18 protein-coding genes are annotated in these 15,493 nt (G+C 73.0%); 15 read left to right on the top strand and 3 right to left on the bottom strand.

Going from position 1 to position 15,493, the window contains the following annotated elements; genetic code table 11:
- The first annotated feature begins 12 nt into the window (after positions 1 to 12).
- The 10 genes from HUT06_RS23180 (at position 13) to HUT06_RS23135 (ending at position 9,088) form a co-directional block, all read left to right on the top strand.
- Positions 13 to 1,479, top strand: coding sequence for an amino acid permease (locus HUT06_RS23180; RefSeq protein WP_217711407.1), 1,467 nt, complete (start codon positions 13 to 15; stop codon positions 1,477 to 1,479).
- Complete coding sequence (locus HUT06_RS23175; protein WP_176197648.1) at positions 1,479 to 2,426, top strand: universal stress protein; 948 nt, start codon at positions 1,479 to 1,481, stop codon at positions 2,424 to 2,426. The genes HUT06_RS23180 and HUT06_RS23175 overlap by 1 nt, the downstream gene beginning before the upstream one ends.
- A 131-nt stretch (positions 2,427 to 2,557) precedes the next feature.
- On the top strand, positions 2,558 to 3,259 hold the full coding sequence (locus tag HUT06_RS23170; RefSeq protein WP_254715789.1) for a metalloregulator ArsR/SmtB family transcription factor: 702 nt from the start codon (positions 2,558 to 2,560) through the stop codon (positions 3,257 to 3,259).
- 28 nt (positions 3,260 to 3,287) lie between these two features.
- Positions 3,288 to 4,700: a Fe-S cluster assembly protein SufB gene (gene sufB / locus HUT06_RS23165; protein WP_176197646.1), complete on the top strand. Its 1,413-nt coding sequence runs from the start codon at positions 3,288 to 3,290 to the stop codon at positions 4,698 to 4,700.
- Positions 4,700 to 5,836 (top strand): Fe-S cluster assembly protein SufD, encoded by a 1,137-nt coding sequence (sufD, locus tag HUT06_RS23160; RefSeq protein WP_176197645.1) that lies wholly within the window; start codon positions 4,700 to 4,702, stop codon positions 5,834 to 5,836. Before sufB ends, sufD begins: the two co-directional genes overlap by 1 nt.
- Entirely contained in the window at positions 5,833 to 6,147 is a 315-nt protein-coding gene (locus HUT06_RS23155; RefSeq protein ID WP_176197644.1) for a non-heme iron oxygenase ferredoxin subunit, read from the top strand. The genes sufD and HUT06_RS23155 overlap by 4 nt, the downstream gene beginning before the upstream one ends.
- A gap of 26 nt (positions 6,148 to 6,173) precedes the next feature.
- Complete coding sequence (sufC, locus tag HUT06_RS23150) at positions 6,174 to 6,938, top strand: Fe-S cluster assembly ATPase SufC (protein ID WP_176197643.1); 765 nt, start codon at positions 6,174 to 6,176, stop codon at positions 6,936 to 6,938.
- The gene (locus HUT06_RS23145) at positions 6,935 to 8,254 is read left to right on the top strand and encodes a cysteine desulfurase (RefSeq protein ID WP_176197642.1); all 1,320 of its coding nucleotides are present in this window, start codon (positions 6,935 to 6,937) and stop codon (positions 8,252 to 8,254) included. The genes sufC and HUT06_RS23145 overlap by 4 nt, the downstream gene beginning before the upstream one ends.
- Before the next feature lie 43 nt (positions 8,255 to 8,297).
- Positions 8,298 to 8,756, top strand: coding sequence for a Fe-S cluster assembly sulfur transfer protein SufU (sufU, locus tag HUT06_RS23140; protein WP_131939266.1), 459 nt, complete (start codon positions 8,298 to 8,300; stop codon positions 8,754 to 8,756).
- A complete protein-coding gene (locus HUT06_RS23135; protein ID WP_176197641.1) occupies positions 8,753 to 9,088 on the top strand; it encodes a metal-sulfur cluster assembly factor in 336 nt (111 codons plus the stop codon). The genes sufU and HUT06_RS23135 overlap by 4 nt, the downstream gene beginning before the upstream one ends.
- Before the next feature lie 57 nt (positions 9,089 to 9,145).
- Here the strand turns inward: HUT06_RS23135 and HUT06_RS23130 are convergent, their stop codons facing one another.
- Entirely contained in the window at positions 9,146 to 9,712 is a 567-nt protein-coding gene (locus tag HUT06_RS23130) for a hypothetical protein (RefSeq protein ID WP_254715342.1), read from the bottom strand.
- Between the two features lie 123 nt (positions 9,713 to 9,835).
- Here HUT06_RS23130 and HUT06_RS23125 point away from each other — a divergent pair, with 123 nt between their 5' ends.
- Together HUT06_RS23125 and HUT06_RS23120 are read left to right on the top strand one after the other, a co-directional pair.
- Complete coding sequence (locus HUT06_RS23125) at positions 9,836 to 11,044, top strand: sensor histidine kinase (RefSeq protein ID WP_254715341.1); 1,209 nt, start codon at positions 9,836 to 9,838, stop codon at positions 11,042 to 11,044.
- Positions 11,041 to 11,718: a response regulator transcription factor gene (locus tag HUT06_RS23120; RefSeq protein WP_176197639.1), complete on the top strand. Its 678-nt coding sequence runs from the start codon at positions 11,041 to 11,043 to the stop codon at positions 11,716 to 11,718. The genes HUT06_RS23125 and HUT06_RS23120 overlap by 4 nt, the downstream gene beginning before the upstream one ends.
- Positions 11,719 to 11,758: 40 nt before the next feature.
- On the opposite strand, the gene HUT06_RS23115 is transcribed toward HUT06_RS23120, so the two are convergent.
- Together HUT06_RS23115 and HUT06_RS23110 are read right to left on the bottom strand one after the other, a co-directional pair.
- Entirely contained in the window at positions 11,759 to 12,889 is a 1,131-nt protein-coding gene (locus tag HUT06_RS23115) for an EAL domain-containing protein (RefSeq protein WP_176197638.1), read from the bottom strand.
- Positions 12,890 to 12,962: 73 nt separating this feature from the next.
- Complete coding sequence (locus HUT06_RS23110; protein ID WP_176197637.1) at positions 12,963 to 13,358, bottom strand: ABC transporter permease; 396 nt, start codon at positions 13,356 to 13,358, stop codon at positions 12,963 to 12,965.
- 68 nt (positions 13,359 to 13,426) lie between these two features.
- Between HUT06_RS23110 and HUT06_RS23105 the strand changes: the two genes are divergently transcribed.
- Genes HUT06_RS23105 through HUT06_RS23095 form a run of 3 tightly spaced genes read left to right on the top strand, consistent with a single transcriptional unit; the run spans position 13,427 to position 15,483 of the window.
- Entirely contained in the window at positions 13,427 to 14,065 is a 639-nt protein-coding gene (locus HUT06_RS23105) for an AIM24 family protein (RefSeq protein WP_254715340.1), read from the top strand.
- Complete coding sequence (locus HUT06_RS23100; RefSeq protein WP_176197635.1) at positions 14,065 to 14,718, top strand: AIM24 family protein; 654 nt, start codon at positions 14,065 to 14,067, stop codon at positions 14,716 to 14,718. The genes HUT06_RS23105 and HUT06_RS23100 overlap by 1 nt, the downstream gene beginning before the upstream one ends.
- Before the next feature lie 3 nt (positions 14,719 to 14,721).
- Positions 14,722 to 15,483 carry an AIM24 family protein gene (locus HUT06_RS23095; protein WP_176197634.1) on the top strand — a complete coding sequence of 254 codons (762 nt, stop codon included), beginning with the start codon at positions 14,722 to 14,724 and terminating at the stop codon, positions 15,481 to 15,483.
- Positions 15,484 to 15,493 lie beyond the last annotated feature (10 nt).

The raw sequence follows: 15,493 nt of genomic DNA, 5'->3' as shown, positions 1-15,493 counted from the left end.
CGGGGAGCGCCCGTGACGGCCGGGACGGCGCCCGCCGCGTCGTTCGTCCGCAGCCTGCTGCGGACCAAGCCCGTCGACCGGATCGTCGCCGAGGGCGGGCAGGGCGAGGGCGGCGAGCTGAAGCGCACGATGAGCCTGCTGCAGCTCACCTTCTTCAGCGTCGGCGCGACCCTCGGCACCGGCATCTTCGTCGTCCTCGGCGAGGCCGTGCCGCTGGCCGGCCCCGCCGTCGTGCTGTCCTTCGTGCTCGCCGCCGTCACCGCGCTGTTCTCCGCCCTGTCGTACGCGGAGCTGGCCGGGACGATCCCGGTCTCCGGCTCGTCCTACTCCTACGCCTACGCCACGCTCGGCGAGCTGGTCGCGTGGGTCTGCGGCTGGTGCCTGCTCCTGGAGTACGCGGTGTCGGTGTCGGCCGTCGCGGTCGGCTGGGGCTCCTACCTCAACGCGTTCTTCGACGCGGCGTTCGGGTTCACGATCCCCGCCGAGATCAGCAACCCGCCGGGGGACGGCGGCCTGGTCAACATCCCCGCCGTCGTCGTGGTGCTGCTCGCCACGCTGCTGCTGCTGCGCGGCACCTCCGAGAGCGCCACCGCCAACACGGTCATGGTGTTCCTCAAGATCGCCGTGCTGCTGTTCTTCTGCGCGGTCGCCTTCACCGCGTTCAAGGCGGGGAACCTCAGCGCGTTCGCGCCCATGGGCTGGGCCGGGATCAGCGCCGCCGGCGGCAAGGTGTTCTTCTCCTACATCGGCTTCGACGCCGCCTCCACCGCCGGCGAGGAGGCCAAGAACCCGCGCCGCGACCTGCCGCTCGCGATCATCCTGTCGCTGGTGATCGTCACGGTCCTCTACGTGCTGGTCGGGCTCGCGGCCGTCGCCGCCATGCACTGGGACAGGTTCGCGATCAGCGGCGCGGAGGCGTCCCTCGCCGAGGTGCTGGACGTCGCGACCGGGCAGTCCTGGCCGTCGATGATCCTCGCGCTCGGCGCGGTGATCGCGATCGCCAGCGTCGTCCTCACCGTCATGTACGGGCAGACCCGCATCCTGTTCGCGATGTCGCGGGACGGGCTCGTCCCCGACGTCTTCCAGAAGGTCAGCCCCGGCCGCCGGGTGCCCGTCGCCAACACCGTGATCGTGGCGCTGTTCATCGGGATCCTCGCCGCCGCGGTCCCGCTCGGCCGGCTCGTCGACGCCACCAGTATCGGGACGCTGTTCGCGTTCGCGCTGGTCAGCGTCGGCGTCATCGTGCTGCGCCGCACCCGGCCCGACCTGCCGCGCAGCTTCCGGACCCCGCTGTTCCCGGTGACGCCGCTGCTCGGCGTCGGGTTCTGCGTGTACCTGATGGTCGGCCTCGGCGGGGTGACCTGGACGGTGTTCGCCCTCTGGTGCGCCGTCGGGCTGGCCGCCTACTTCCTGTACGGGCGCCGCCACTCCCGCCTGGCGGCCCGGCCACCTCGCGACCCCGCCCGAAAGGGGCTCTGATGAACGCTCCCGAGAACGCCGCGAACGGCATGCGGGTGCTGGTCGGCTACGCGCCCGACGAGCGCGGCGACGACGCGCTCGCGCTGGCGGCGCTGCTCGCCCGGACCATGAAGGCGCCGCTGACGGCCGTGCACGTGCACCCGCCGCCGTGGCCCACGCCGGGGCCGGGCGCGGTGGACGCCGAATGGCTCGCCTACCTCAAGGGCCAGGCGGACGAGGCCCTCGACGCGGCCCTGGCGCGGCTGGCGGAGCTCGGCGTCCCGGGGCGGGACGTCACCCCGCGCGTCCAGGCCCACCGGGGCAGCGGGCGCGGCCTCATCGAGGTCGCCAAGGACGTCGGCGCCGACCTCATCGTGGCGGGCTCGGCGCCGCGCGGCCGGCGCGGCCGGGTCGCCGTCGGCAGCACCGCCGACCAGCTGCTGCACGGCTCGCCCGTCCCGGTCATGCTGGCGCCGCGCGGCTACGCGGCGCACCCGCCGCGGCGGTTCGCGCGGATGACGGTCGCCTACTGGCGGCGCCGGGACGCCGACGGGCCGCTGTCGGCCGCCGCCGCGCTCGCCGAGCGGCTGGACGTGGAGCTGCGGCTGCTCACCCTCGTGCTGCGGCCGCCCGGCCTCGCGGCCCGCTTCCAGGTGCCCGGCGGCGTCCTGGACCGCCAGGTCGCCCAGGCCGAGGAGGACCTGCGCTACGCCGCCGGGCTGTTCGGCGGCGGGACGCCGGTGGAGCGGCTCACGGCGATCGGGACCGACATCGCCAAGACCCTCGGCACCGTCGATATGCTGCACGGCGAGGTCCTCGCCTGCCTGTCCAGCCACGACGGGCCGCTGCGCAAGGTCTTCCTCGGGGAGAGCTCCGGCAAGATCCTGCGGGCCGCGCCGTGCCCGGTGCTGCTGCTGCCGCGCGGGGCCGCCGCGCCGACCAGCGGCGAGAAGCCGCAGGTTAGGTAAGGCTTACCTGCGTGAGGTACGACATCGGCGTTCCGGTGTTTCGCGGGAAGTAATTACGGCACACTGATGTTGTGAAATACGTGAGCGAGGATCAGACGAGCGCACGGACCGCCCCCGCGCGGTCTTCCGGCGTGCCGTCGTCCGCCGGTCACACCGAGCGCGACACGCGCGCCCGGGTGGCCCGGCTGATCCTCGAGCACGGCCCGGTCACGGCGTCCACGCTGGGGGAGCGCGTCGGCCTCACGCCGGCCGCGATCCGCCGGCACCTGGACGCGCTGCTCGCCGAGGGCATGATCGAGGTCCGCAAGGCACGGGTGCCGCAGACCCGGCGCGGGCGGGGCCGCCCCGCCAAGTGGTTCGCCATCACCGACGCCGGGCGCAGCGCCTTCGTGCACGCCTACGACGACCTGGCGACCAGCGCGCTGCGGTTCATCGCCGACACGGCGGGCGAGCACGCGGTCGCCGAGTTCGCCCGGCGGCAGATCGCCGACCTGGAGCGGCGCTACCGGCCCGTCGTGCAGGACGCGCCGCCCCAGCAGCGGGTCCGCACGCTCGCCGAGGCGCTGTCGGGCGACGGCTACGCGGCCGCCGCCGCGAAGGCGCCCCAGCCGGGCGGCGGCGAGCAGTTGTGCCAGCACCACTGCCCGGTCGCGCACGTCGCCGCGGAGTTCCCGCAGCTGTGCGAGGCCGAGACCGAGGCGTTCAGCCGGCTGCTCGGCACCCCGGTGCAGCGGCTGGCCACGATCGCCCACGGCGACGGGATCTGCACCACCCACGTCAGCCCGGCCGACCTGTGCGCCGACCGGGCCCGGGATGACGACGACGCGACGTGACGAACAAATCACTCTTTGGAGTTGTTCTATGACTACGGCAGCCCACCCCGAACTCGAGGGGCTGGACAGGTACAAGTTCGGCTGGGCCGACTCCGACGAGGCCGGCGCCTCGGCGCGACGCGGCCTGAACGAGGACGTCGTCCGCGACATCTCGGGCAAGAAGGACGAGCCCGAGTGGATGCTCGACCTCCGCCTCAAGGGGCTGCGGCTGTTCAGCAAGAAGCCGATGCCCACCTGGGGCTCGGACCTGTCGGACATCGACTTCGACAACATCAAGTACTTCGTGCGCTCCACCGAGGCGCAGGCCGCGTCCTGGGAGGAACTGCCCGAGGACATCAAGAACACCTACGACAAGCTCGGCATCCCCGAGGCCGAGAAGCAGCGCCTCATCGCCGGCGTCGCCGCGCAGTACGAGTCGGAGGTCGTCTACCACAAGATCCGCGAGGACCTTGAGGAGAAGGGCGTCATCTTCGTCGACACCGACACCGGCCTGCGCGAGCACCCGGAGATCTTCCAGGAGTACTTCGGCTCCGTGATCCCGGTCGGCGACAACAAGTTCGCCGCGCTCAACACCGCCGTGTGGTCGGGCGGCTCGTTCATCTACGTCCCGCCGGGCGTGCACGTGGAGATCCCGCTCCAGGCCTACTTCCGGATCAACACCGAGAACATGGGCCAGTTCGAGCGGACGCTGATCATCGCCGACGAGGGCTCCTACGTCCACTACGTCGAGGGCTGCACCGCCCCGATCTACAAGTCGGACTCGCTGCACTCCGCCGTCGTGGAGATCGTCGTGAAGAAGGACGCCCGCGTCCGCTACACGACCATCCAGAACTGGTCGAACAACGTCTACAACCTGGTGACCAAGCGCGCCGTCGCCTACGAGGGCGCCACCATGGAGTGGGTCGACGGCAACATCGGCTCCAAGGTCACCATGAAGTACCCGGCCGTCTACCTGCTCGGCGAGCACGCCAAGGGCGAGACCCTGTCGATCGCGTTCGCCGGCGAGGACCAGCACCAGGACGCCGGCGCCAAGATGGTGCACGCCGCGCCGAACACCTCCAGCAGCATCATCTCCAAGTCGGTGGCGCGCGGCGGGGGCCGCACGTCCTACCGCGGGCTGGTGCAGATCCAGGAGGGCGCCGAGCACAGCAAGTCCACCGTCAAGTGCGACGCGCTGCTGGTCGACCAGATCAGCCGGTCCGACACCTACCCCTACGTCGACGTCCGCGAGGATGACGTGGAGATGGGCCACGAGGCCACCGTCTCCAAGGTGTCGGAGCAGCAGCTGTTCTACCTGATGAGCCGCGGCCTCACCGAGGACGAGGCGATGGCGATGATCGTGCGCGGGTTCGTCGAGCCCATCGCGCGGGAGCTGCCGATGGAGTACGCCCTCGAGCTGAACCGGCTCATCGAGCTGCAGATGGAAGGAGCCGTCGGCTGATGGGGCTCGACACCAAGCCTCTCTCGACGCTGCACGAGAAGGCGTCCTACGACGTCGCCGACTTCGAGGTCCCGACGGGCCGCGAGGAGGAGTGGCGGTTCACCCCGCTGCGCCGCCTGCGCGGCCTGCACAAGGGCACCGCCGAGGAGGGCGGCAAGGTCGTGACGGAGGCCGAGGCGGCCCCCGAGGTCACGGTGGAGACCGTCGGCCGCGACGACCCGCGGGTCGGCAAGTCCTACGTGCCCGCCGACCGGGTCAGCGCCCAGGCGTGGAACTCCTTCACCGAGGCCACCGTCGTGACCGTCCCGAAGGAGGCCGTCGCCTCGGCGCCGACCGTCCTGCGGCGGCGCGGCGAGGACGGCTCCGCCGCCGCCTACGGGCACACCACCGTGATCGTGGAGCCGTTCGCCGAGGCGACCGTGGTCCTGACGCACCGCGGCCCGGCGACCTACGCCGACAACGTCGAGTTCGTCGTCGGCGACGGCGCCCGGCTGTCGGTGATCAGCCTGCAGGACTGGGCCGACGGCGCCGTGCACGTGTCGCACCAGCACGCCCGGCTCGGCCGCGACGCCCGGTTCGTCTCGCACAACATCTCGCTCGGCGGCGACGTCGTGCGGATCTCGCCGTCGGTCGCCTACGACGGGCCCGGCGGCGACGCCGAGCTGTACGGGGTCTACTTCGTGGACGGTGGCCAGCACCTGGAGCACCGCCTCCTGGTCGACCACACCGTGCCGCACTGCCGCAGCCGCGTCGACTACCGCGGCGCCCTGCAGGACCAGGACGCGCACGCCGTCTGGATCGGCGACGTGATCATCCGCGCGGAGGCGGAGGGCACCGACACCTACGAGCTGAACCGCAACCTCGTCCTCACCGACGGGACGCGGGTCGACTCCGTGCCGAACCTGGAGATCCTCACCGGCGAGGTCGCCGGCGCCGGGCACGCCTCGGCGTCCGGCCGGCTGGACGACGAGCACCTGTTCTACCTGCAGGCGCGCGGCATCACCTTCGACGACGCGCGCCGCATGGTCGTGCGGGGCTACCTCGGCCAGCTCGTCGACCGCATCGAGGTCGCCGAGGTCCGCGACAAGGTCCGCGAGGCCATCGAGGAGGAGCTGGACCAGGGAGCGGCTCGATGACGTTCGTGAAGGTGTGCGCGCTGGAGGAGGTCCCGGCCGACGGGGCCCTCGGCGTCGAGGTGGACGACACGCCCGTCGCCGTCGTGCGCAGCGGCGAGGACGTCTACGCGCTGAACGACATCTGCTCGCACGCCGAGGTCTCGCTCTCCGAGGGCGAGGTCTACAACGGCACCATCGAATGCTGGCTGCACGGGTCGTGCTTCGACCTGCGCAGCGGCAAGCCCACCAACCCGCCGGCCACGCAGCCGGTCGCCACCTACAAGGTCAAGGTCGAGGGCGGGGACGTCTACGTCTCGCTCGGCGACGACTGACCCCACCACGAAGGACTGTACGCACTATGGCCACGCTAGAGATCCGCGACCTCCACGTCTCCGTCGGCGACGGCTCCGACGGGGCGAAGGAGATCCTGCGCGGGGTCGACCTGACCGTGAAGGCCGGCGAGACCCACGCGATCATGGGGCCGAACGGCTCGGGCAAGTCCACCCTGGCCTACGCCGTCGCCGGACACCCCAAGTACGAGGTGACGTCGGGCACCGTCACGCTGGACGGCGAGGACGTCCTCGCCATGTCGGTGGACGAGCGCGCCCGCGCCGGGCTGTTCCTGGCGATGCAGTACCCGGTCGAGGTGCCGGGCGTGTCGGTGTCGAACTTCCTGCGCTCGGCCGTGACCGCCGTCCGCGGCGAGGCCCCGAAGCTCCGCGAGTTCTCCAAGGAGATGAAGCAGGCGATGGACGCGCTGTCCATCGACCCGGCGTTCGCGCAGCGCAGCCTGAACGAGGGCTTCTCCGGCGGTGAGAAGAAGCGGCACGAGATCCTGCAGCTGGAGATGCTCAAGCCGAAGGTCGCCGTCCTGGACGAGACCGACTCCGGCCTGGACGTCGACGCGCTCAAGGTCGTCTCCGAGGGCGTGAACCGGTTCGCCTCCGGCGACACCGGCGTCCTGCTGATCACCCACTACACCCGCATCCTGCGGTACGTGAAGCCCGACTTCGTGCACGTGTTCGCCGCCGGCCGCGTCGTCGCCGAGGGCGGCCCGGAGCTGGCCGACGAGCTGGAGGAGCAGGGCTACGAGAAGTACGTGAAGGCGGGCGCCACGCTATGACGTCGAGCGAAGCGAGCCGGGGGGAGCGGGGGGCCGCCCCCCCGCAGGCAGCGGGGGGCCTGCTGCCCGAGGAGCTGAAGAAGGACTTCCCGCTGCTGCGCCGCACGGTCCGCGGCGGGCGTCCTCTGGTGTACCTCGACTCCGGCGCGACGTCGCAGAAGCCCGTCCGGGTGCTGGACGCCGAGCGCGAGTTCTACGAGCGGCACAACGCGGCCCCGCACCGCGGGGCGCACCTGCTCGCCGAGGAGGCGACGGAGGCGTACGAGAACGCGCGCGCGTCCATCGCCCGGTTCATCGGCGCGACGCCGGCCGAGATCGTGTTCACCAAGAACGCCACCGAGGGCATCAACCTGGTCGCGTACGCGATGAGCAACGCCGCGACCGCCGGCCCGGAGGCCGAGCGGTTCGCGGTGGGCCCCGGCGACGAGGTCGTGGTGTCGGAGATGGAGCACCACGCCAACCTCGTCCCGTGGCAGGAGCTCTGCCGGCGGACCGGCGCCACGCTGCGCTGGTTCGGCATCACCGACGAGGGCCGCCTCGACCTGGCGGACCTCGACGACCTGGTCAACGAGCGCACCAAGATCGTCGCGCTGACGCACCAGTCGAACGTGCTCGGCACCGTCCCGCCGGTGAAGCGGATCATCGCCCGCGCGCACGCCGTCGGCGCGCTCGTCCTGCTGGACGCGGCGCAGTCGGTGCCGCACCAGCCGGTCGACGTGACCGACCTCGGCGCCGACTTCCTGGCGTTCTCCGGGCACAAGATGCTCGGCCCGACCGGCATCGGCGTGCTGTGGGGGCGGAGCGAACTGCTGGAGGCCATGCCGCCGTTCATCACCGGCGGTTCGATGATCGAGGTCGTCCGCATGGAGGGGACCACGTTCATGCCGCCGCCGCAGCGGTTCGAGGCGGGCGTGCCGATGACGGCGCAGGCCATCGGGCTCGGCGTCGCCTGCGACTACCTCGCCGAGATCGGCATGGACCGCGTGCACGCCCACGAGGAGGCCCTGGTGGCCTACTCGCTGGAGCGGCTCGGCGAGATCCCGGGCGTCCGCGTCATCGGCCCCGGCACCACCGAGGCGCGCGGCGGCGCCGTGTCGTTCACCGTGGAGGACATCCACCCGCACGACGTCGGCCAGGTCCTGGACGACCTGGGCGTCGAGGTCCGCGTCGGCCACCACTGCGCGTGGCCGATCTGCCGGCGCTTCGGCATCCCGGCGACCACCCGGGCGACGTTCTACCTCTACAACACCCTCGCCGACGTGGACGCGCTCGCCGACGGGGTCCGGCACGCCCAGAAGTTCTTCGGAACACACTGACCGGCGGGCCGGTTGTAGCGAGAAAAGGCTTGGAAGGGACGACATGCAGCTGGAGGCGATGTACCAGGAGGTCATCCTGGACCACTACCGCAACCCCCACCACAAGGGGCTGCGGGAGCCGTTCGAGGGCGAGGCCCACCACGTCAACCCGACCTGCGGTGACGAGGTGACGCTGCGCGTCCACCTGGACGGCGAGGGCCAGGACGCCACGGTCGCCGACGTGTCCTACGACGCCATGGGCTGCTCGATCAGCCAGGCCAGCGCATCGGTGATGTCGGACCTGATCATCGGCAAGTCCGTGAAGGAGGCGATGGCGGTCGGCGAGGAGTTCCTGGCGCTGATGCAGTCGCGCGGCCGGGACACCGAGCCGGACGAGGACGTCCTGGAGGACGCCATCGCCTTCGCCGGGGTCTCCAAGTACCCCGCCAGGATCAAATGCGCCCTGCTCGCCTGGATGGCGTGGAAGGACGCGACCGCACGCGCACTCGGAGAGGCATCATGACCGACACCCCAGCGACCACAGAGGCGACTCCGCAGGAGGAAGAGGTCCTGGAGGCGCTCAAGGACGTCGTCGACCCCGAGCTCGGCATCAACGTCGTGGACCTCGGCCTGGTCTACGGCGTGAACCTCGACGGCGAGACCGCCACCCTGGACATGACGCTCACCAGCGCCGCCTGCCCGCTCACCGACGTGATCGAGGACCAGGCCCACAGCGCGCTGGAGGGCCTGGTCAACGACGTCAAGATCAACTGGGTCTGGCTGCCGCCGTGGGGCCCGGACAAGATCACCGACGACGGCCGCGACCAGTTGCGCGCGCTCGGCTTCAACGTCTGACGGACGTCCGGCGCCCGGCCGCCGCGAGGCCGCGCCCCCCGGCCGGGGGGCGCGGCCTCATACGTTCTCGCCGCGCTCGCCGTCCTTGGGCTTCGCCGGCCAGAGGGTGTGGGTGATCGGCCACAGCGACCAGACCGCGAGGACGGCGCCGAGGCGGGCGAGCCAGGCGGTGAGGGCCCGCGTGCGGTCCGGGTCGTCCACGAGGACGATCATCGCGCCGAGCAGGCCGCAGGCGATGGCCGTCGCCACGGCGGCCTTGCCGAACTCGCGCCACTCGTGGCGGACGCGCGCCGGCCCGTACTTCGGCTTGCCGCGCGGCGGCGGGCCGCCCGCGAAGCGGTGCGCGAACCGCTCGTCCGCCCAGCGGACCATGCTGTGCCCGAACGCGGCCGAGTAGCCGAGGTAGGCGGCCGCCAGGCCGTGGCCGGTGCCGGCGGTGGCGCCGCCGCGCAGGTCGATCGCCGTGGCCGCCAGCAGCACCAGGTCGACCAGCGGGACGCACAGCAGCAGCGCCGCGCCGGTGCGGCGCAGGCGCAGCGGGTAGCGGGCGAGGAGCCCGGCGGCGAGGACGACCCAGAAGCCGATCTCGCAGCCGGCTATGACGGCGATGAGCACGCTGCCCATCCTGCTAGGGGCGGCGGGCCCGGTCGTCGTCGCCAGTGGGGTTCCGCGGGTCGTCCGAAGGATGTACCCGGCATCCTCACCCGGGTGGACGAGGCACGGGCGCGAGGATGCTGAGATGGGTCCGTGCACCGGATCCGACGGCTGACCACGCGCCAGGACGCCCTGATCGCCGCGGCGTCGCTGGCCGGCGGGCTGCTGATGCTCGCGGCGCACGGCTACTCGGCGTGGGGGGACGGCTGGGACCCGTCGCGCTGGGTCCGCCTCGTCCCGCTGCTCGGGCTGTGCGCGGCCATGCTGCTGCGGCGCACCGCGCCGCTCACCGGGCTCGCGCTCGCCACCCCGTTCAACTTCGCCGACGTGGCGTTCGGCCCCAGCATCGCCACCGCCATGATCTTCGGAGACGCGCTGTACGCGGCGTGCCTGTACGGGCGGCGCCGGACGGCGGAGTGGCTGCTCGGCGCGACCGTGGCCGCGTCGCTGCTGGTCGCCGCCGGGGCCGGGATCGGGTTGCGCGGCGTCGCGGTCGGCGTGGTGGCGGGCGCGGTCGCCGGCCTGGTCTGGGTGGCGCCGGTGCTGACCGCGATGGCGGTCCGCGAGCACCGCTACCGGGCGGACGCCGAGCGGCGTCGCGCGGAGGCGGAGCGGCGTCGCGCGGAGGCGGAGCGGCAGCGCGCCGAGCAGGTCGCGCGGCTGGCCGAGCTGGACCGGCGCGCCGCGGTGAACGCCGAGCGCGCCCGGATGGCCCGCGAGCTGCACGACGTGATCGCCAACCATCTGAGCGCGGTGGCGCTGCACTCCTCGGCGGTGCTGCGGGTGCGAGACCTGGACCGGTCCGAGATCGAGCGGTCCATGGAGGTCATCCGGGAGAACAGCGTGCGCGGCCTCGCCGAGATGCGGCGGATGATCGGGCTGCTGCGCGACGGCGGCGAGGACCCGGCCGCCCGGCCGCGGCTCGCCGAGCTGGACCGGCTCGTCCGGCACACCGGCCGGGCGGACCTGGCGGCGTCGCTGGAGGTCGCGGGGGAGCCGGCGGAGCTGCCCGCGGCCGTGGAGCTGGCCGCGTACCGGATCGTCCAGGAGTCGCTGACCAACGCGCTCAAGCACGGCGGGCCGGGCCGCGCCGAGGTCCGGGTGCGGTACGGCCGGCGGCTGGTGATCGACGTGCTCAGCCCGCTCGGCCGGGACGGGTCCCGGCTGCCGGGCAGCGGCAGCGGGCTGGTCGGGATGCGCGAGCGCGCGGTGATGCTGGCCGGGGAGTTCGACGCCGGGCCGGACGGCGCCCGCTGGCGGGTGCACGCCGAACTGCCCGTGGAACCGGAGAGAACGTCATGATCGAGGTGCTGGTCGCCGACGACCAGGCGGCGGTGCGGGCGGGCCTGGTGCTGATCCTGCGCGGCGCGCCGGACGTGCGGGTCGTCGGCGAGGCGGCGGACGGGGCGCGGGCGGTGGAGCTGGCCCGCGAGTTGCGCCCCGACGTGGTGCTGATGGACGTGCGCATGCCCGTCCTGGACGGCATCAGCGCGACCCGGGAGATCGCCGGGTTCACCGACGTCCTGGTGCTGACCACGTTCGACATGGACGAGTACGTGTTCGGGGCGCTGCGGGCGGGCGCCGCCGGGTTCCTGCTCAAGGACGTGGACGCCGACCGCCTGGTGGACGCCGTCCGGACGGTCGCGGCCGGCGACGGCGTCATCGCCCCCCGGGTCACCCGGCGGCTGATCGGCGCGTTCGCGTCCCGGCCGGCGGCCCCGGCGCACGCGCCCGGCCTGGACGGGCTGACGCCCCGGGAGCGCGAGGTGTTCGGGTGCCTGGGGGAGGGCCTGTCGAACGGGCAGATCGCGGCCCGCCTGGACATGGCGGAGACGACCACCAAGACGCATGTGAGCCGCATCCTCGCCAAGCTCGGGCTGGCCAGCCGGGTGCAGGCGGCCATCCTCGCCCAGGAAACGGTCCTCGGTGGACTTTCCAGGAGTGATCCGCACGACGGCCGCCCCGAGCCGCGCTGACCCCTCAGCGCGGCTCTCAGTGCGCCCCCGTGCGCGGCTCTCAGTGCGACATGGCGCGGATCAGGTCGGCGACGCGCACGATGCCGAGGCAGCGCCCCACCTCGTCCACCACGACCAGGTCGTCGTAGACGCGGTCGTCCTCCGCGCCCGCCGCGCGCAGCGCCGCGATCGCCGGGACGGTCCGCGGCACCGGCCGGGGCGGGTCGGCCAGCCGGGCGGCGGGCCGCCGCGCGTGCAGCGCGTGCCCGTAGGCGCCGGACAGCTGGAGCAGGAACCGCGTCCGGTCGACCGTGCACCGGGGCCGCTGCCGGTCGTCGACCAGGACGACGCTGGTGACCCCGGTCTCGGCGTTCAGCACGGTGAGCACCTCGTCGGCGGTGGCGGTGTGCGGCAGCGTCACCGCGGGGATCGTGAACTCCGAAACCCGCGGCCCGAGCCCGGCGCCCGGCCGGGCCGGCTCCGGGCCCCGCGCCGCGACCGGGATGCTCACCGGCATGCCGGGGCGCCACTCCCGCGGCGCGAGCGCCGGCCCCTGGACGAGCCGCACCCCCGCGTCCCGCATGTGCAGCACCTGGTCGCGGCTCGCCATGCCGGGCGCCTGGACGTGCGTCTCCAGCCGGTGCGCCAGGTCCACCATGCTCGCGACCAGCGCCGCCCGCCGCGGCTCGGTGAGCGCCGCGCGGGCCAGCTCCGGATCGAGCTTCAGCAGGTAGGGGGCGCCGTCCACCAGCAGGTCCAGCGGCGCGTGCGCGGAGCCGAGCCCGGCGAGGCCGACGAGGTAGCCGGCGTGCCGCAGCGCCGCCAGCGCGGCGGTGAGCGGCGGCCGCTGGGCGGGCGGGAACCCGCCGCCGACGCAGAGGATGACCTCCCGCGGCCGCCGTCCGGCGTCGCCGAGGCCGTGGTGGAGCTCGTGGAGCAGGTCGTCGCCGCCGGCCAGGGTCTCGGCGCGCAGGGAGATCTGCAGGGGCAGGCGGGTGCCGGCGGCGTGGGCGGCCCGGGCCGCCTCGACGGCGCGCCGCACGTCCTCGGCCGCCGGGTCGAACCGCGGCGGGGCGCCGGACGGCCCGGCGTGCGCCTCGACGGCGACGACGGCGCCCGTGCCGAGATCGGCCACGGGCTGGAACACCGCCCGGGCAGGGAGGAGGGCATCGCGTGCGTCGACGGCGGACACAGCCCGCATCATGCCGCCCGCGACGCCGCGCGACCACCCCTGTCAGGAGAAGTTAACCCACAGTTCGCCCAGTTCAGAGGCTGCGCGTGCCGGCCAGGGCGGACAGCAGGTAGGTGACGCCGGCGACGGCCGAGAGCCAGGCGTAGGCGGTGATGTCGGAGCCGCGCAGCGCCTGGACGACGAGGCCGCCGACCACCGCGACGGTCAGCACGTCGCCGGTCATCGCGGCGGCGCGCAGGTGCGCGCGGGCCCGGGTCCCGGACCCGAACCCGTCGCTGACCGGCAGCGCCGGCTCGTTGCGCCGGTAGCCCAGGTAGCCGGCGTATCCCGCGAGCGCGGCCAGCGCGACGAGGGCCGTCCCGGACCGCCCTTCGGCGGCGAGTACGGCCCCGACCACCACGCCGGCGGCCAGGACGAGCCCCGGCACGGCCCACCGGCCGAGACCGCGGCGTTCGGGAGCGATCCACATGGTGCCCATCCTTCCGGATGCGCGCACGAGCGGGACCGGCAACGCGCCGGGCGGTATCTTCTCGCTTCGTGGCGCAATTTCGATTGAACGGCTCGAAGATGCTCGCCGTCGACCTCGCCGGCGAGACCATCAGGGCACTGAACGGCTCCATGGTCGCCTACGAGGGCCAGATGGCGTTCAAGAGGCAGGGCATGACGGGCGGCGAGGGGCTCCGCGGCGCCCTCAAGCGGCGGATCGCCGGCGAGGGCATGACCCTCATGGAGATCAGCGGCCAGGGGACGGTCTACCTGGCCAGCGAGGCGACGGAGGTCACGCTCGTCCAGCTCACCGGCGACACCCTGTTCGTGGAGTCGGAGAGCCTGCTGGCGCTCGACGGCAGCCTGCAGACGGGCGTCCAGTTCGTGGGGCTGCGCGGCATGGGCACCGGCCAGGGCCTCGCCACCACGAAGGTGGACGGGCACGGCACGGTCGCGATCCTCTCCGAGGGGCCGGCGATCGCGCTGGAGGTCACGCCGCAGACACCGCTGTGCGTCGACCCGCACGCCTACGTGTGCCATCACGGGCAGCTCCAGCAGGACGTGGTCACCGACGTCAACTGGCGGACGGTGATCGGCCAGGGATCGGGGGAGAGCGTGCAGTTCCGGTACCAGGGGCACGGGCTGGTGTACGTCCAGCCGGCCGAGCGCGGCGGGATTCTGGAGATCTGATGCCCGGATACCAGTCGATCAACTCCAAGATGCTCCAGGTGCCGATCGGGCCGGGGCAGGAGGTCTACAGCAAGCGCGGCGCCATGCTCGGCTACACCGGGCCGGTGTCGTTCGCCCCGTCCGCCACGGCCGGGCAGGGCATCGGCGGCACCATCGGCCGCGCCGTCGCCGGCGAGCGCAGCGCGATGATGCACGTCACCGGGCAGGGCAGCGTCCTGTTCGGGCACGGCGGCCTGGAGGTCACCGTCATCGACCTGAACGGCGCCGACACCCTGTACGCCGAGGCCGACCGCCTCCTCGTGCACGACGCGACCCTCCAGGTCGGGACGATGTTCATGGGCGAGCAGGGCGGCGTGCGCGGCATCGTGCGCGGCGCCGTCACCGGGCAGGGCCTGTTCACCACCACGCTGACCGGGCACGGCTCCTGCGCGCTGCTGTCGCACGGCGGCGTGATGGAGCTGCCGATCACCCCGCAGCGGGCCGTCCACGTCGACCCCCAGGCGTACGTGGCCCACCGCGGCCAGGTGCAGAACAAGCTCACCACGGCGGTCGGGCTGCGCGACCTCATCGGGCGCGGCTCCGGCGAGGGCTTCCAGCTGGAGCTGAGCGGCTCCGGCGTCGTCTATGTCCAGGCCAGCGAGAGGAAGATCTGACCCGTGAGCACGTTCGGCACGCGGACCTGGAACCCGCACAGCCTCCCGTCCAACGACAACGTCAACCCCTACGCCTTCAGCGTCGACCTCAACGGGCAGTGGTTCGCGCAGAAGGGCAAGATGATCGCCTACTACGGGCAGGTCAAGTTCGAGGCGCTGTCGGCGGGGCCGCTGGACTCCCTCGTCGCGCACACCTTCAACTCCCCGCTGTACGCCCAGGACTGGATCGTCGCGCAGGGGCAGGGCAAGCTGCTGCTCGCCGACCGGGGCTTCGACGTCAACTCCTTCGACCTGGAGGAGGGCAACCTCACCGTCCGGGCCGGGAACCTGCTGGCGTTCGAGCCGGGCCTGGAGCTGAAGCAGTCGATCATCCCCGGGTTCCTGACGCTGATCGGCACCGGGCGGTTCGTGGCGGCCTCCAACGGGCCCGTCCACTTCGTCGAGCCGCCGATCCGCGTCGACCCGCAGGCGCTGCTCGGCTGGGCCGACTGCCCCTCGCCCTGCCACCACTACGACCACTCCTACATGCGCGGGGCGTTCGGCGCGGCCCGCATGGTGTTCGGCATCGGCGGCCAGTCCGGTGAGGAGCACCAGTTCGACTTCACCGGCCAGGGCACCGTGATGATGCAGTCGTCGGAGGCCGTGATGAACGAGGACGTGCTGCTGCGCGACCTCGAAGGCCAGATCGGGCTGGTCGGCACGTCCGGGCTCCAGCGGCTGCACCAGACGATCGGGCAGCGGCTCGCCGCCGAGCGCCAGGGCTGACCCCGCCGGT

Source organism: Actinomadura sp. NAK00032 (assembly GCF_013364275.1).
Lineage (GTDB): Bacteria > Actinomycetota > Actinomycetes > Streptosporangiales > Streptosporangiaceae > Spirillospora.
Note: the sequence above shows the minus strand (reverse complement) of the source record. Positions and strands in the feature narration are given on the sequence as shown.

Bases quoted from the DNA above. Each gene is read 5' to 3' on its own strand.
- HUT06_RS23135 (WP_176197641.1), top strand. From the start codon at position 8,753: ATGACCGACACCCCAGCGACCACAGAGGCGACTCCGCAGGAGGAAGAG.
- HUT06_RS23100 (WP_176197635.1), top strand. From the start codon at position 14,065: ATGCCCGGATACCAGTCGATCAACTCCAAGATGCTCCAGGTGCCGATC.
- HUT06_RS23155 (WP_176197644.1), top strand. From the start codon at position 5,833: ATGACGTTCGTGAAGGTGTGCGCGCTGGAGGAGGTCCCGGCCGACGGG.
- HUT06_RS23130 (WP_254715342.1), bottom strand. From the start codon at position 9,712: ATGGGCAGCGTGCTCATCGCCGTCATAGCCGGCTGCGAGATCGGCTTC.
- sufC (WP_176197643.1), top strand. From the start codon at position 6,174: ATGGCCACGCTAGAGATCCGCGACCTCCACGTCTCCGTCGGCGACGGC.
- HUT06_RS23145 (WP_176197642.1), top strand. From the start codon at position 6,935: ATGACGTCGAGCGAAGCGAGCCGGGGGGAGCGGGGGGCCGCCCCCCCG.
- sufU (WP_131939266.1), top strand. From the start codon at position 8,298: ATGCAGCTGGAGGCGATGTACCAGGAGGTCATCCTGGACCACTACCGC.
- HUT06_RS23110 (WP_176197637.1), bottom strand. From the start codon at position 13,358: ATGTGGATCGCTCCCGAACGCCGCGGTCTCGGCCGGTGGGCCGTGCCG.
- sufD (WP_176197645.1), top strand. From the start codon at position 4,700: ATGGGGCTCGACACCAAGCCTCTCTCGACGCTGCACGAGAAGGCGTCC.
- sufB (WP_176197646.1), top strand. From the start codon at position 3,288: ATGACTACGGCAGCCCACCCCGAACTCGAGGGGCTGGACAGGTACAAG.
- HUT06_RS23120 (WP_176197639.1), top strand. From the start codon at position 11,041: ATGATCGAGGTGCTGGTCGCCGACGACCAGGCGGCGGTGCGGGCGGGC.
- HUT06_RS23175 (WP_176197648.1), top strand. From the start codon at position 1,479: ATGAACGCTCCCGAGAACGCCGCGAACGGCATGCGGGTGCTGGTCGGC.